At 48.2% G+C, this 15,759-nt stretch carries 13 protein-coding genes, 1 pseudogene and 2 CRISPR repeat arrays; of the genes and pseudogenes, 8 read left to right on the top strand and 6 right to left on the bottom strand.

Annotated features, from left to right (window positions below; all coding sequences use genetic code 11):
* Positions 1 to 76 precede the first annotated feature (76 nt).
* A pseudogene (locus EKM99_RS14010) lies at positions 77 to 421 on the top strand (YbaK/EbsC family protein); the annotation flags it as partial.
* Positions 422 to 499: 78 nt separating this feature from the next.
* On the opposite strand, the gene EKM99_RS14015 reads toward EKM99_RS14010, so the two are convergent.
* The gene (locus EKM99_RS14015) at positions 500 to 1,138 is read right to left on the bottom strand and encodes a TetR/AcrR family transcriptional regulator (RefSeq protein WP_225419877.1); all 639 of its coding nucleotides are present in this window, start codon (positions 1,136 to 1,138) and stop codon (positions 500 to 502) included.
* Between the two features lie 92 nt (positions 1,139 to 1,230).
* Here EKM99_RS14015 and EKM99_RS14020 point away from each other — a divergent pair, with 92 nt between their 5' ends.
* Positions 1,231 to 1,419: a hypothetical protein gene (locus tag EKM99_RS14020; protein WP_125584019.1), complete on the top strand. Its 189-nt coding sequence runs from the start codon at positions 1,231 to 1,233 to the stop codon at positions 1,417 to 1,419.
* Positions 1,420 to 1,574: 155 nt separating this feature from the next.
* Here the strand turns inward: EKM99_RS14020 and EKM99_RS14025 are convergent, their stop codons facing one another.
* Entirely contained in the window at positions 1,575 to 1,949 is a 375-nt protein-coding gene (locus EKM99_RS14025) for a hypothetical protein (protein ID WP_125584020.1), read from the bottom strand.
* A gap of 406 nt (positions 1,950 to 2,355) precedes the next feature.
* Between EKM99_RS14025 and EKM99_RS14030 the strand changes: the two genes are divergently transcribed.
* The 5 genes from EKM99_RS14030 to EKM99_RS14050 all read left to right on the top strand — a co-directional run bounded on the left by EKM99_RS14030 (position 2,356) and on the right by EKM99_RS14050 (position 10,062).
* Complete coding sequence (locus EKM99_RS14030; protein ID WP_125584021.1) at positions 2,356 to 4,998, top strand: SpaA isopeptide-forming pilin-related protein; 2,643 nt, start codon at positions 2,356 to 2,358, stop codon at positions 4,996 to 4,998.
* 4 nt (positions 4,999 to 5,002) lie between these two features.
* Positions 5,003 to 6,472, top strand: coding sequence for a SpaA isopeptide-forming pilin-related protein (locus EKM99_RS14035; protein ID WP_125584022.1), 1,470 nt, complete (start codon positions 5,003 to 5,005; stop codon positions 6,470 to 6,472).
* Positions 6,473 to 6,614: 142 nt separating this feature from the next.
* A complete protein-coding gene (locus EKM99_RS14040) occupies positions 6,615 to 7,400 on the top strand; it encodes a class C sortase (protein ID WP_125584023.1) in 786 nt (261 codons plus the stop codon).
* Positions 7,397 to 8,086 (top strand): class A sortase, encoded by a 690-nt coding sequence (locus tag EKM99_RS14045; RefSeq protein WP_125584024.1) that lies wholly within the window; start codon positions 7,397 to 7,399, stop codon positions 8,084 to 8,086. Before EKM99_RS14040 ends, EKM99_RS14045 begins: the two co-directional genes overlap by 4 nt.
* A 158-nt stretch (positions 8,087 to 8,244) precedes the next feature.
* Positions 8,245 to 10,062, top strand: a complete 1,818-nt coding sequence (locus tag EKM99_RS14050; protein ID WP_125584025.1) for a DUF5776 domain-containing protein — start codon at positions 8,245 to 8,247, stop codon at positions 10,060 to 10,062.
* 130 nt (positions 10,063 to 10,192) lie between these two features.
* Here EKM99_RS14050 and EKM99_RS14055 read toward each other — a convergent pair whose 3' ends face one another.
* The 4 genes from EKM99_RS14055 to EKM99_RS14070 form a co-directional block, all read right to left on the bottom strand.
* Positions 10,193 to 10,690: a hypothetical protein gene (locus EKM99_RS14055; protein ID WP_125584026.1), complete on the bottom strand. Its 498-nt coding sequence runs from the start codon at positions 10,688 to 10,690 to the stop codon at positions 10,193 to 10,195.
* Between the two features lie 56 nt (positions 10,691 to 10,746).
* Positions 10,747 to 11,220: a hypothetical protein gene (locus EKM99_RS14060; RefSeq protein WP_125584027.1), complete on the bottom strand. Its 474-nt coding sequence runs from the start codon at positions 11,218 to 11,220 to the stop codon at positions 10,747 to 10,749.
* Between the two features lie 224 nt (positions 11,221 to 11,444).
* A complete protein-coding gene (locus EKM99_RS14065; protein ID WP_125584028.1) occupies positions 11,445 to 12,614 on the bottom strand; it encodes a DUF2075 domain-containing protein in 1,170 nt (389 codons plus the stop codon).
* Positions 12,615 to 12,892: 278 nt separating this feature from the next.
* Positions 12,893 to 13,225: direct repeats of the CRISPR family, unit length 28 nt; unit sequence GTATTCCCCACAGGTGTGGGGGTGATCC.
* 231 nt (positions 13,226 to 13,456) lie between these two features.
* Positions 13,457 to 14,305 carry a hypothetical protein gene (locus EKM99_RS14070; RefSeq protein ID WP_125584029.1) on the bottom strand — a complete coding sequence of 283 codons (849 nt, stop codon included), beginning with the start codon at positions 14,303 to 14,305 and terminating at the stop codon, positions 13,457 to 13,459.
* 254 nt (positions 14,306 to 14,559) lie between these two features.
* On the opposite strand from EKM99_RS14070, the gene EKM99_RS14075 reads away from it, so the two are divergent.
* Positions 14,560 to 15,045, top strand: coding sequence for a hypothetical protein (locus EKM99_RS14075; protein WP_125584030.1), 486 nt, complete (start codon positions 14,560 to 14,562; stop codon positions 15,043 to 15,045).
* Positions 15,046 to 15,347: 302 nt separating this feature from the next.
* Positions 15,348 to 15,741: direct repeats of the CRISPR family, unit length 28 nt; unit sequence GTATTCCCCACAGGTGTGGGGGTGATCC.
* The last annotated feature ends 18 nt before the right edge of the window (positions 15,742 to 15,759 follow it).

A 15,759-nucleotide genomic window follows, 5' to 3' on the forward strand; every position in this document is an offset into this window, starting at 1 on the left:
CATTCTTTGATTATACAAAAATATCCGTTGCCAGTAATCAAATTCATTTGATTACCAACAACAGATATTTTAGAACCACAAGAAGAAAACGGCTTGTTACCTACTAATCATGGATGATCAGCAGCGCTTGGACTTTCACCAGTTTCAAGAGCTTACCGGAGCTAAACGGCCTAAGATGGCGTCCGACGACTTACTTGCTGAAAAGCTTGGCCTACAGCCGGGGATCGTTTCCATTTTCGGTCTGCTTAACAATGCGGAGCACGATGTTCCGGTGTATTTTGACCAAGCCATTATGGATGAGGCGCGGATGAGCTTTCATCCTAATGATAATACCAGCACCATTTTTGTGGCGACGACTGACTTGCTGAAGTTTATCAAAAATTTGGGGTATGACTACCAGGTACTTAAACTGGAAGATTAATCACTACCCATCGTAGAACAAAAACAACCAAGTATTTGACCCGTCAATGGCCAAACGCTTGGTTGTTTTTATCAGTTTTTACGACGTTTTCTCACCATAGAATTCCGGAAAAGTCTGCTCGACATTGCGGCTGAGGAGCTGCACGGTAAAGGCCACGCAGTCCGGATCATCGTTGTCAATCAACGTGGGGTCGACCAGCAGCGAGATCATGCCGTTTAGCAAAAAGGTGAGTCTGATATCATTTTCCCGGTTAGGCGTTAGCTGACCCACATCGTAGACGGCCTGCTTGAAAATGTGCAACAACACTTTGGGAAAGTCGGGTGCGAACTGCAAGTTTTCTGGTTTTAGCAGGGCCAGGTGGGTGGGTTGAAGTGCTGGGCTATCCGCAAACAGGAATTCACGGACGAAGGCTTGGCTATCCTGGAACAGTAAAGGATAGGCCGTTGAGTCTTGCACAGCTTCTTTGGTCGCGTTCGTCAATAACTCAACGTACAGCGCATAAATATCCGTGTAGTGTAAGTAGAAGGTGCTCTTATTGATGAGGGCAGTTTGCGCGAGCTCAGTAATGGTGACTTTGTTGATGGGCTTTTTAAGTAATAGCGTCAGGGCGGCCTGTTGGATGGCGCGCTTGGTTTTGATTACACGTAAGTCAGTTTTGGGCATCTTCAAATTCCTTTCGAGATAAACGACAATTAAACTGAGTCGTTCATTATTCATCGATTGCGGCAGACTGATGATTGTTTGTTAGCAGTTAGTTCTGTAAACTCAGGCTATTGTTAGTAGTTGGATTGAAAAAAGGAGCTTGTTTAATGTTAACACAATTTGAAATTGGTGATTTAGTTTTCGCAAAGTTAGGAACCGTCCCGTTGGTCGGCGTGGTCGTTTACAAGGATGTGAAGCGTAGCCGCTATTTGATTCGCTTTAGTGGGGTCCAACAGGATTATTACGCTGAGGATGAGCTGACGCCTTACCCGGGTAAAAAGGTGAAAGTAAATTAAGTAAGCGTGAGTGCGGGATGGGCAAAGATGGTTGGATCAGGCCAGCACGGATGAGTTTTCGCGCACACCGCAGCACCATTTGTAGCGATTCAATTTGATAATAGCGACACCCAAAAGCCCATCCACAACTCTGGACGGGCTTTTGGTATGGCTAATCAATTGGTATGACTGAGAACGTTAAACGAGCCCTTCTTGAAATGGGCGCTGTACGCATACTTGTGAGTTGATTTATATTTGTGCGGACTTTCTATCAGCCAATCAAAGCCATCCCTTCCATAGTAGCCAATCGTTACCACAGACCCCTTATGGATGGTGTAACTCCCGGCAATATGATTCTGATAAGCCGCTTGCCCAAATTTAATGCGGTCAACTTTCGTGTTCTTCTTCACCCTTACTTTGTACCAACCGCTACGATATTTCATGCGCCACGATGCAGCCTGGGCCGTCTGCGCTGGTTCAACCAGCGGGGTGAAAGCTGAGATGCCCAAGACGGTGGTCGCAATAAGGGCAATCGTTTTTACTTTTTTCATGAATCATCAGTCCTCCTCGTATGAATACCTTCACTATACAGGGGCTGATTGGCCATTCAAATGCAGAGGACACGCACTTTTTCTTGGAACCAACAATCTCCCGGTGAGAGCGGGCACCACTGACCGCGCTGACGCCCAACAAGACAGAATTCTGTGACTGGCATGAGAGAATTGTCGGTTTTCAAAGTTACCTAGTTAGTCCCAACAATTACCAGTCGCAATAGGTTTCCGCCACAACATCTTGAATTAAGCATTCACCACACGTAATTTATTGTGTAACACAATAAGCACATTAACATTATTATAAAATACATATGGCGTTCATAATTTTTTCATGACTCATTGCTATTCTGGATTCACTCAAGAAAAAACAGTTCGCAATCGCTTTGATATGGAGGTTTGCCCCATGAAAAAAATGCTCGGAATCTTTTTAATCATCAGTTGTTTCATCGGTTTATCATCGTTGCTGCGGATCCATGCTCAGCAGCGCGATGACATCATTCAAACGGCAGCCCTCCATGATCAATCCGGGAGCGTTGTCAAAAGCATCACCAGTCATCAACCGCAGGACCTCCAACTGGCCCTGACCGTGAAGCTGCCCGCGGGAGAAACGGTGATGACGTTAGCCAAGCAGGACAGTGCCACGTTGGTTCAAGGAGAAATCACAGACGTGCAACCGCAGCAGGACGTCACGGCCAAGGTCGACAAGCAACAGCAACTAATCCTGCAAAACGACCAAGACAAGGCCCAGACGGTAGATATGGTCGTGCCCCTGAAAATTGCGGATCCACTGCTCGTAGCCAAGTTGCAGCTTGAATTAGAGGTGGTGGATGCCAAGGAAAAATTCACACTGCCTGAAGTTACGGTCAAGTCTGATGATGCTACGAGTGAAACGCCTGCAGTAGACGCATCAGATAGTAGTGAAGATGACGACAAGAATAGCAGTAACGACAAGGTTAGTACCAGTAGTAATGACACTGACAGTAATAGTAGCAAAGACAACAGTGACGACAGTATTCAAGTGACGTCGAGTTCAGAATCGACATCACAAACGGACAAAAGTGAACAGGCCAAGACGACGGAAGAGTCTACAGAGACGACTAAGTCCGCTGACAATGAAGAGGATACTAAGAAAGCTAGCACGACTAAGACCAGTGGGGTTGATCAGGATACTGATACCCAAAAGGACACGCTTTCTAAGGAAGTACCGACAGCGTCAATTCCCGTCCACCGTGGTCAAATCCAAATGGATAGTTGGTCTTCGGGCCTAGAGTTTGGCGGGAGTTTTCCGACAGAAAGTAATGTCGCAAAAAAGGAATTAGGCGTTGACGGAATCGAAATCGGCACTTACCACGGGAATAACGACAATGTTCAGAAGTATTACTATTACTCCTACCATACGAACAAAGACAAAGGTGGGGAAAGAGCCTATACCGTCGGGCTGGGTAGCAAGCCTAATTTAAAGGACGAGACACTCCTCGTTTATTACGATAATGTTGGGGCCTACACGACGTCAGCTTCGATAGAAAATCCGGACCAGCAGATGGGCGCAATCGTGGAGATTTCAGATGTTGAGTATCTCAACAATCCTTTAGGGACACCCTTCATTGATTTCCCCAACAACTTCTACTCCGGGGTGGTCTATAACGGAATTAAGTCCTTTAACATTGATGTGACGTTTACGACTAAGGATTGGACCAAGGCGCTCGAATTTCCGGGGCCAGATAGCGATGACGAATATAACTCGTACTTCACGTTTGGCTCGTTGAATGGTAATAAGGAGAATGAACACGAATGGGCAGGGACCCGTTCTAGTTTGAAAGGTAAATTGGCCCCGGGTGCATTCGTGCACGATCATAATGATGGCTGGTACGAAGGTACTGGTGTCGGTCTGACGCAAGATGATCCAGGCCGAGACGAAGCCCATTGGGGTGACTACCTCGGGTCAGCCGACTACGAACTGGGCGCCGTTTCCTTCCCGATGGTTGGCACAACGCAGCTGTTCAAACTGAAAAGTGACTCTGGCTTCACCTGGCAGTCATTCTCCAGTGGCTATGTCGTTCCGTTAGAACAGCCAGCGCCACAGAAAAACGTTCACCGGACTGATGAGTTGGGTCTGTTGAATAATGATTTAAATGGTAAGAAGATTGATCGGGACGACGATGATATCAGCAAGCTGTTCTACACGATTTACCAGCCGACCTACAGTATCCCCAACGAGTCCATCGCGAAACCCAATGCGATTACGATGTGGGACAAATTACCGGCCGGATTAACCGTCACCGAAGACGATATTGAGCTGTTTGATACGAATGGCGATTCAATTACTAAACAACTTAAAAAGAAGGAAGATGACGCGAAGGATAAGGGACAGGAGATAAAATTACGCGGCGAGATCACCATTAAGGACAATCATATTAAGTACGAGCTGTCTAAGGCAGAAATTGAAGCCCTAACGTTTGATGGCAACGCCTTTGCGATTCAAATAACCGCCAAAATTGCCGATGATTTCGTCGGTACCGTTAAGAATCGAGCAGCCATCAAATTCGATTCTGGCGAAAATCTCACTTGGAAAAAACGCACGAACAAAGTGGTGACACATTTCTACAGAGGCGGTTACCAATTCCAGAAAATTGATCGCACGACTGAGGAATCACTTGCTGGGGCCGAGTTTATCATTCAAAATTCAGCCGGCAAGTACCTGACGTTTGACGACAATGGGCACTTTAAAGCGGAGGTGGCACAGAAGGACCAAGCAACTCAGCTGAAAGGCGATACTAGTGGCAACTTCAAAGTAACTGGCCTGCCCGACAACACGTACACGCTAATTGAAACCAAGGCGCCAGACGGTTACGTCATTGGCGACCCAACCGAATTTAAGATTCCGAAGGATACTCAGACGGAATCGAATGACGTTAAACAAATTCCCAACGACCCTTACACGCTGCCCGTTACCGGGGGCCAAGGCATCATCTGGTTCCTAATTATCGGGCTCACACTGACCCTATCGGCGCTCGCCATTTGGCGGACACACCCTAGAGGAGGATAAAACTATGAATTTCACAAAATTACGACAACTTGCACTCGCGGCCCTTGCCGTTTGCGGACTGGTATTAGGCGGTCAGGCGATTGCTCACGCCAGCGATTTAGACGCAGGAACCGTTACTATGAAGCTGCACAAAATGGAAAATAGCTCGAACGAGACGATTCAAAACACTGGGGATGAAGTGAGTCTCCCAGAGGGGGTAACGCCCTATGACGTTGACAAATACGGCGCAGTGACCTATAGCGTTTATGATGTGACCACCCTATTTAAAGACCAGGGTGTGATTAGTGGCCAATCGACGAGTAAAGCATTTGAAGACGCTCGGGAGAAAATACTTGCTGATATCACGGACGGTGAGACGGATCCGGAGCAGCTGCTCAAGAACCAAGACGCCTTCGTCAAAGATAACGGTCTCAACTTGAAAGCGGAGGGAGAACTGAAAGATAACAAAACCGACAGCATCTTGACGTTTAAAGAGAAGTTACCCAACCAAGGCTTCTACCTGATCATGGAAACGGACGCACCCGATTACAATCTGACGGGGATCTCGGCGCCAATGATCATCGGTCTGCCCCTGGGTAAGAAGAGCACCATTCACCTGTACCCCAAGAACGTCGCTGCCCGTGACGTTGACCCGGTGATTCACAAGGTGGGGATTGATCCTGAGAATCCTACCAGCAACACGCATGTTCCGTTAGGCCGTGTTGAATTCATGCTGGCACGGAAGGGTGAGAAGGAAGAAGGCTATCCTCGGAAGTTAACAACCAACGAACAAGGGATCATCAAGTTTGGTAGCCTGGATGTCGGAGTCACGTATGTGCTGACGGAATATTCAGTTGAAGAACACCCGTGGTACGAACAGACCGACGGCAAGAATGAAAAAATTGAATTGGAATTTAAAGTCGACAAGAACGGAAATGTCTTAACGGAGCCGGGCCAATTAGACGCGAAGCATTTCACCGTTGATGGCGAAAACATTGGCATCGTGAACTACCTCATCCTCGGTGGGGCGAACTTCAAGAAGGTTAAGACCGATACGGATAATGGCCTGGCCGGTGCGAAATTCAAGGTCCAAAAAATCGATAATAATGGCAAAATATTCTGGGCCGTCTTCAAAGACCAGACGTTTGTAAAATGGGTGACGGACAATGACGCGGCCACCGAATTAACGTCCAGTAGCGACGGAACGTTCGCTTTCACCGGCGTGCCTTACGTCTACGACCAGCGGAACGGCGAGGTGACCTACAACCTGATTGAAACGCAAGCCCCCGCTGGCTATGCCTTATTAGACAAGGCGACTGAAATTGACATTAATCAGGAAATGGAGGACAAGAACAAGGCCGTGCCAATCGAAAACGACAGCTACTCGCTGCCAATCACTGGTGGCATGGGCATCTGGCTGTTCCTCCTCATCGGGAGTATCCTGATGGGCGGCGCCGGCTACCTGTACTACCGGCAACGACGGCAACAGAACTAGCGCGGCTGAGGGCCAGTAGCCTGACAGATTGCGATGACATTCACAATCTGCTCGTGGTCTCTTAACTGATTCCTGTAGCCATTCGCACCCAAGCGTCACCGCAACCCGTAACCGCCGCCACTACAGGAGGGAGGACCCCCACATGCGCAAATGGCTAGTCATCCTACTATTTTGCCTGGGCCTGGGCCTGATCGGCTACCCGGCAGCCAGCAACGTCGTGACCCATTGGCGCCAGCAGGGGGTCCTGACGGCATACAAGCGGCAATTGCAAACAACTAGTGCTACTCAACGCAAACGGCTCAGAGCGGCACTACAACGCCAGGAAACGCACGAACAGACCGCGGTCCAGGATCCGTTTAAAACGACCGCGAAAAATGTCGTCGAATCCACCCCGATTGGCCTGGTGGCGATTCCCAAGATTAACGTGGAACTGCCCGTATTTGCCGGCACCAGCGAGCAAATTTTACAGCGGTACGCCGGGTTGGTGCAGGGAACTGACATCCCCCAGGGCCAGAAAAATCAGCACAGCCTGATCACGGCTCACCGGGGATTGCCGGGGGCACAGCTATTCACGGACCTGCCGCGACTGCAGCGGGGTGACCGATTTTACCTGAAAAATGCGTACGGCCTGATGACCTACGAGGTGACGGGCGTGCGGACCGTGAAGGCGGCCACTAAGCAGCCTGTGCGCCGCGTGGCCACCCAGAATCAGGTGACGCTGATGACCTGCACGCCGTACATGCTCAACACGCATCGCTTGCTGGTGACTGGTCGCCGCATCCCCAACGCCACCCAGACGATCCCCAAGGGAAAGTTTGTGTGGGACTGGTACAAGATCGGCCTGCTGGTGTTGGTCAGCCTGTTGCTCATCGCAGGGACGTGGGCGGGAATTCGCCGCTACCGGGAACGAAGGAGGGAAGCTAGATGACAACTCGCAAACGAAAACCGAAAAAGCGCTCCCTCTGGCTGTTGGTGATGTTTCTCATCGGGAGTGGGCTGATCCTGGTGGCACTGACGCAAAATTTCTCGGTGACGCACTTGGGCGACGCGGCCAGACGAGGGATGACGGCCGACAGTGTGCAGCGGGCCACCAAGGCGGCTGCCGGGGAAACGGCGCCATTCAACTACGCGAAAACGTCTCAGCTGACCCCACTCGCCGTCGCCGGCTACGGCTTACGTGAACTGACCGGTACAGAAACGTACGGGGCGGTCGGCCAGCTACGGGTTCCCGCAGTCGGCCTGAATTTACCGATTGGTATCGGTGTCGGGAACAACACGTTGGTCCGCGGGGCGGGCACGCTCAAGGCGAATCAGCGGATGGGGCAGGGCAATTACGCGCTGGCCGGGCATTACATGACCAGTAAGCGCATCCTGTTCTCGCCCCTCAAGGGTGTCCGCAACGGCGACAGCATCTACCTGACGGACAAGCAACAGCTGTACCGCTACCGAGTTACGCGGGTGCAGGTGGTCGACCGCCATCGCGTTGACGTCATCGACGACGTTCCCGGCAAGAAACTAGTGACGCTGGTAACTTGCGCCTCGGCGAAACGGGGCGAGCCCAAGCGACTGGTGGTGCAGGGAGAGTTGCGAAGCGTGACGGCGGATCGGGTTTGATGGAAAGGATGAGATGGAAATACGGTGGTGCCTGCGTGATGCGGGGCGCCACCGTATTTTTTTGCTGGGGTCATTACTCGAAGTGGTCGTTGACGTCTTTTAGGTAATCATGTGATAAAATGAACAATGTGGGCATAAACAAATAATGAGGTGATCTAATGACGACACTCACTAAGCGGTTCATATTGATAGGATTGGCATTCATTCTTGGAACTGGGATGTTACCGTCTACCAACGGAAACGCTGATACCACCGGGATGATTGATTCTAATGCGGCAAAGGATACGACTAAGTACGAAGTCATTCAAATTGAGGCGGTTCACGTACCCTATACCATAATCGTGGATGGCCAGGGACGGACTACTCATGTTCCATGGTTTAATGGGGCCCAACCAGTCTATCAGCGTGATGAGATGTCAGATGGTAGCGCGGGTGGTCTTAGTACTGGCTTTGTTAATGACAAAACTTATGCATCTTTTTTATCAAAAATTAACCCCATACCTGCTGAAGAAATGGGTGCACAGGGAATGTGGCGGATTGTCGGAGCTAAACAAGTCATCACAAATGGCGAAACTTTAGCTAAATTTCGGATTGATCTATTTGTTCCCGAAATTGAGGATCCAAAAGCTTCTATTGAGCAAGAAGCTGAGGAGGCTTATATATATTCTTGGCTTTTTAAACTGGCGGCTAGACAGAGCTTGGGACTAGTGGACTATCCAACGGCTAAAAAGGACTATAACAATCAAGTGCGGCCGAAAATTGAAGAATACGACGCTAGACAGCTTTCGATGTACGATGCTTTTTTTGATAATGAAAAGGATTTCAATGAATCTATGTCGCAATTATTACAGACGAGATCTGACATACACTTAAATTATTCACCTAAAGAGCTCACTCGTTTGAATCCGGATGGTACTGCTAGGCGTATGCGGGCAATTTTAGGAAGGTCTGTTAAGGAATTTATCACGACGCAGGCCGATGGTACCTTGCAGGCCGATGGACTCATGGCGCTTATTGAAGGCACACCTTTTTTATTCTCATTCGATTCGGAAGCACCGGCGGCCACAACCACCGCAACAACTAGCAAACCCGTTACAGTCCATTACGTTGATGACCGTGGTGAGACCTTGAAGCCGGATAAAACGTTGACTGGCTCACTGGGTAGTAGCTATAAGACAGAGGCGATGAGTATTGCGAACTATACGCTAACGGCGATAACTGGGCAAGAAAAGGGGAGTTTCACGGATTCCGCCCAGACAATCACTTACACCTATGCTAAAGATGTGGTCGATAGGGCCCCTAAAAATAGCATCATTTATGCTACGAAAAAATTACGTCTGTATACTTCGCCAACCTTCACAACGTCTGCACGCCAACAAACCTATGCCAAGAAGTCACGGATGAACCGGCCAATGTTTCAGGTGATTGACGTCACCGCTTCAAAGAATGGCGTGAAACGCTATCATGTGAGAGACCTTAACGGACTTGGGAAGACAGGGTATTTGACTGCAAAAGCGGATTATACAGCCCCACTCTATTACGCTAAGAAACAGAAGTGGGTCACGGTGATCAACCCGCGCGGTCTCAATGCGTATGAGACGAAAAATCTGACGGGTGGACGAGCACATTACAAGCAAGGCCAAATGTTTAAGGTAAAGCGAATTGTCAGCCATAATTTAACGATGCGCTTTATGCTAAGCAATGGTCGGTACATTTCTGCCAATAAGAAACTTGTGATTGGCAGAAAAATGACGATGCCGAAGCGCGTGGTAGCAAAGACAGCACTCAACCGCTATGGGACCGTTAACCTAACTAAGTATCGGCAGCATTACGCTAAGAAGTCCCATGCAAGCTTTACAGTTAAAGGGTGGGCATATTCTAATGTCCATGATTTTAGCAAAGGAGATACGCTCCGGTATAAAGTAGCCGGTGGGTACATTTCCGGAAATCAGCGGTTTGTAGAGGCTGTGAAATAAGCTAAAGATTTTATGCAAAACAAAAGAGATGGTGTTCTCGTAAGGTGAGAACACCATCTCTTTTAAGCATGAGCTTCGTCAATGCATAAACGCCATCGATGATCAAATAGTCTTCGATGGCCGTTTGATATTACTTACCAATTTGCTTCATATAGTTTGAACCGTTGTATTGATAACTGGCAACGTGTGCGACCTTACTCTTGGTTGACACGCTGAAGTAGCCCTGTCGCAGGTAGCTCTTCATGACCCGGTATTTATGGCCGTTGATCTTACGATGGCTGATCCACATGACGGCCTGATTGGGATTAAAGGAATAGACGGTCCCGCCGTAACCTTTATGTAGTCTTTGAACCTTTAGCTTGTAGGTGCCTGATTTTTTGGCGCTAAACCTATATTTGTGGCCAGCGTTGCCTTTAGCACTCAAATGATAAAGTGTGACAGTGTGAGACTTAACCTTGGTGACGTCATAGCCTGAACCGCGGCCAGCGTACTGGTACCAGGTGCCACGAAGACTTTTAGGCATGGTAGTCGTACTGGCTTGTGCCGTTTGGGTGGGGGCCAGGGGCGTAGCTAAAGATAGTCCAAGTACTGACAACGCAACAAATGAGGTTAATTTACCCTTTTTCATACTATTTTCTCCTCGTATTATGACATTGGTGAGTTTATTAGTTAGCAAATACCAGCTTATCCCTTACCACCCGCAGAGCCAATGCTAAGGTACGTGTACATGTGGCCAGTCTTCATGTCAATGGAGTGTGTGCCGTAATTCCAGTAGCTCTTCTTCCCCGATTTAACCAGGTAAGCACTGGAGAATGAGTAGTATTTCGTCTTCTTGGAAGTCCACTGCTTGGATTTGTTTTTTCCGGTAAATGCATTGTAAGTTCCGGAGGCAGCATAGGCCTGCTTGCCATCGTACTGGTTGTAGGCACCGCGACTCTTCGTTTGCTTAAAGTGCAGATTGTATTTACTACGCATCTGTTTCATGGTGTAGTACTTATGACCAATCTTGTACTTCTTAGGTGTCTTAGCTTTCTTGGACGTCTTGGCGGCCGCCTCGGCTGAATTAGTGGTGCTTGTTTCCAGCAAAGCAGTGGTAGTACCGAATAAAAGAAATCCTGTGGTGACACTGAGAATTGCCTGAATTGTCTTCTTTGACATGATGTTTCCCTCCTTAATTATCTTTAGTATACGTATAAATTGGGACCACACAAATGTGTAAGCGTGTGCATTTTTCCTTATCGAAGGCCTAAAATGGCCTATCCGTAATCTTCGCAGTCAGAAATTGTTTCATGTGAAACATAGGCTGAAAGGGAGGCAATAAAAAGGCATCTCAAGTCAATCGTTGACTTAAGATGCCTTCTTTAAAGTGGTGCTAGCTGCGATTATTCTCCGGTGGTTGCCAGTTCCAACAACCGTTGCCGCAGGTCGTCATCATAGGCCGTCAAGTACAGCCCGTACTTCCCACGTTTCATCAACACGTTTAGCACGTTGGCGATGAAGTCCTTGTACTCAGCGCGTGAAAATTGCATATCTTTCCGTTTCTTGAAAATTTCCTTGTGTGAGTATTTTTCGGGAATAATGGTCATCGTGTCGGACTGTTTGTCGTAACCAAATGATGGCCCGATGATCATCCCCACGTAGTTCAAATCGAAGCCTTGGAGGGTGTAAATCGTCCCCACCTGCGTGATGGAGCCCTCCCGCTTGGCCCAGTGCGTCCGTTGCGGATCCCACTCGTCCCATGGCAGGCTAAACGAATCCATTTCCACGTTGTGACGACCGTCGATCCGCGGGAAGCCTGAAGTGGCCACGACGCGGCTCATGCCGACTTCCTTGTTGCGCTTTTTAATCGTTTCAAAGAGGGCGCCAGCGGTATCAAACATTTTAAATTCGAAGTCGCTATTTTCCGGGAAAGGTTTCAGGGGCTTCTCAGCCGTCAAATCGTCCATCCAGGTGACTTGCTCATCGCTGGCAACCATCCGGTACTGGAAGTTCATGTCGAACTGCTTGTGTGGGTGGCCACCAATGGTTTTATTGAGCAAGTCGCGGTCCCAATACATTTTGGATTGGAAAACTTGGTCAAAGTCGTAAACGACCACCACCACTTTAGCCAAAGCCATTAAGTCGGTCAACTGATTCTGGCCGCGGTAGTGCGCGTAGGGTTCGGATTTGGAATACAGTAAATGGGCCTCGTCCACAAAAATAATGTCGTAGGTCTTGTGGTTCTTTTGCGCGTAGTTGATCAAAGAAGTTGGTCGCCGAATTTCACTGGCCTTCATGTTGGGAATGGACTCGGCGAGGTCGCGGTAGGCCTTGTACAGCTCGGGGTGATTGACGACGAGCGAGGTCCGGTAGTGGCGGTCGGTCATGTACTGCCGCACGAGCTCCATCAAAACGACGGATTTGCCGGTCCCAGCAGCGCCCTCGATGATGGCGACGGAAGAGGTGTCACCCGTCAGGCCCTGCTTGATGTAGCTGTTGATGTTGGTGATCACGTGTTTCTGGTCGTCGGATAGGTCATCGACGAAGAACTGTTCTTTTAAGATTTCGTTCATGTTAGTGCGTACTCCCAATCAATTATTATTTTCATATGGACGATGCCGACGCCCACGGAAAGCTATTGTTATTATAGCAGTTATGGGAGAAAAGGCTGTGAGTTTTTGAAAAGCTGATGGATGAAAATGGGGGAATGAGCCGGTAATAAGGCAGCTTGCTATAGCGGCTAAAATAGTGATTGTGATGGGGATGCCACTGATGTATGCTTAAGGAGCAAGTTGATTGAAAAACGTGTTTTGGCGATTTTCAAAGTGCGGTGTGACGGCGTTTGTTTAGTGTATTCCCCACAGGTGTGGGGGTGATCCTATTTTGTCCATATTTCTGACAAATTGCACGTGGTATTCCCCACAGGTGTGGGGGTGATCCCGGAATCGCGTTAAGCCCTTTGTTTCTTTTCCGGTATTCCCCACAGGTGTGGGGGTGATCCTAACGCCGGTACTTGAAAAGTTCGGTAAGCTTTGTATTCCCCACAGGTGTGGGGGTGATCCTCACCGCGATGTTTTGCGGGCAATTGACAGCATGTATTCCCCACAGGTGTGGGGGTGATCCTGAAATTGGTGGCATGAGATACGACCGCAAGTAGTATTCCCCACAGGTGTGGGGCTGAATTATCTCATACAAAGGGCCAGTTCTCCGAGGATTGGCCCCTTTGCAGTCCAGCAAGTAGAGTGAACTGAAGCTAGCAACATTTTCCGGTAATACTGATTGTGGTATCTAAGTGTTAGGACTACAATGCGACCAGATGTAACAATGCCCAATTTTTTATGATCATAATTAATATGGCAGTGAATCTCGGGTCAAAAAAAACCGTCCTCCTGAAAGAACGGTCTTCAAGTACTTGTTAATTGGCTTGGGGGAAGAAGATAGCAGTTGGCATGTAATAGTGCGTGCCATTAACCAGATAACCACAGGAGACTTGAACGCTACCCGTTTCATCTTTATCGTGATCACTAGCATATGTCGTTGTGTAAGTCTTGTACTGACGCTTGATAATCGTTAGGTACTGGGCATTGCCGGAGCTGCTAACCCGGTTGCCAATTGCACTAGGAACGGCTTGCTTGCTGTAAAGGTACGTTTTTCCGCTACCGGAAGGACGAACAGTTTTAGTGACTTTGACCGAGGTCGTGGGTTTTGAATCGGTAGCATCAAAGACTGCGGTGTTTGCGTAATACTCCAGGTAACCATCACTGCTGACGTGGATTCGGGCGGCCTTCGCCGTACTTTCATCGCTAGCATCTGGATACTTTAGTCCAGAGAAGAGGTCGCCATTTTGAGTTGCGTTTAGCGCCATGCCAGCTGGGTAGGACTTCTGTGTGCTGTAGTACCGGAGATACTGAGGAACGGCGACCTTTTTGAAATTGCTTTTGCTCATAACAATATCGCGAGTTGTGGTAGCACTTTTGCCGATGTAACTCTTTCGCAGGTGGTAGCTGAGCGAGTCCAGGTCGAGATACATGATGCGTTTTCCTTTAAGCGTGGTGACACCATGAATTTGAACAACCGTGTCTTTGGGAATGGTAAATGCCTTCTTGTACTTGGTTTTGGCAAGGACGACTTTCTTCCTTGCTATCAGAAAATTGCCGGATTTTGCGCTGACATAGCTGGTGCTGGCCGATGCGTTGACACTACCGGCTAGGGCTAGTCCAAGGCCAATCGCACCCATGGCAATAAAAGTAGTTTTGAAATTCATTAAGTAAGCCTCCTGAAAATTATGTCTTTAACGTCCTAAGTATACGCTGTTGGACTGAGAAAGTCTGATGCGTAGGAGATTAAGTGACTGGTTCCAGCCGTTTGAAATCGATGTATCGCTCGTCAAAAATAAAATCGCGTCTTCATGTAAAAATGCAAGTACAGTAATATTTAGTTGCCTGATTATTAATGATGTACTATAATTATGGTTGCACGTTAGTAATTAACAAGTATTTCTAGATGGAGGGATTTATAATGAGATTGAAACATCTTTTCGCTGCGGTGGCAGTGTGCGTTGGTGTTGCGGGGATGGCCACGACGCTATCGACCACGCAGCCAGCGAGTGCGGTGACGACTAGTAACAAAGATTTTCACAAGTATCAGACGATGCCAAATGCCTTGAGAGGCACGTGGCAAACGAAGGGTTATTCTAAGTATCGTAAAGGAGTAAAGGTTAACAGTACATATAAGTTTAATAAAAATTCATATACATTAATCATGAAATTCAAGGGTGGTAATGTCAGGTCCAAGACTATTCACTTTCCCAAGAAAGAAGTTGCGGGTATGTGGTATGAGCGGAAGACTAAGGTTTATGATGTTTTTCCAGGCGGCAAAATGTCTGACGCTAAGAAGGTCTATGCATCTTATTTAAAACTTAAGCCAGTTCGCCACAATGGTAGGAAAGCGTTGGCTCTATATCCAATTGAGGGTACTAAAATGACCTATTTCTATCGTCAATAAAAAATATGTCATAGCCCAGGCCTGATTCGTGAATGAATCGGGCCTTTCTGATATATGGAAGTAAACGAAGCAGGTATTGGCTGAATCCTTGGTTTCTGATCGGTGGTATTGCGGAAAAATTATGATGCTTTTGAAAAAGCATATGGAGAAATGAGAGAATTAAGCAATGATAATACTGCCCACTAAAGCGCCCAAAAAAGTGATTGTGATGGGAATGTCACTGATGTATGCTTAAGGAACAAGTTGATTGAAAACTGGGTTTTGGCGATTTTCAAAGTGCGGTGTGGCGGCGTTTATTTAGTGTATTCCCCACAGGTGTGGGGGTGATCCCAACTATACCGGTACCTTGGCCGATAAGAACATGTATTCCCCACAGGTGTGGGGGTGATCCTCCGGTGCCGCTGTATCGGAGATCCGCTTTTCCGTATTCCCCACAGGTGTGGGGGTGATCCCATACACGTCGCTGGCTTCAATCAAGAAAAAATGTATTCCCCACAGGTGTGGGGGTGATCCTCAGTGACGCAAACGTTGGCAGTCTTTCTGGGAGTATTCCCCACAGGTGTGGGGGTGATCCTGAGTCTCAATGACCTTAACAACATTCTTGCGTGTATTCCCCACAGGTGTGGGGGTGATCCTTCGGTCGCGGGGATGATTGCCAACACCAAGAAGTATTCCCCACAGGTGTGGGGGTGACTCAGTTAATCCTGCCAGGCA

Origin of the sequence: Levilactobacillus cerevisiae (genome assembly GCF_003946245.1) — a bacterium.
Lineage (GTDB): Bacteria > Bacillota > Bacilli > Lactobacillales > Lactobacillaceae > Levilactobacillus > Levilactobacillus cerevisiae.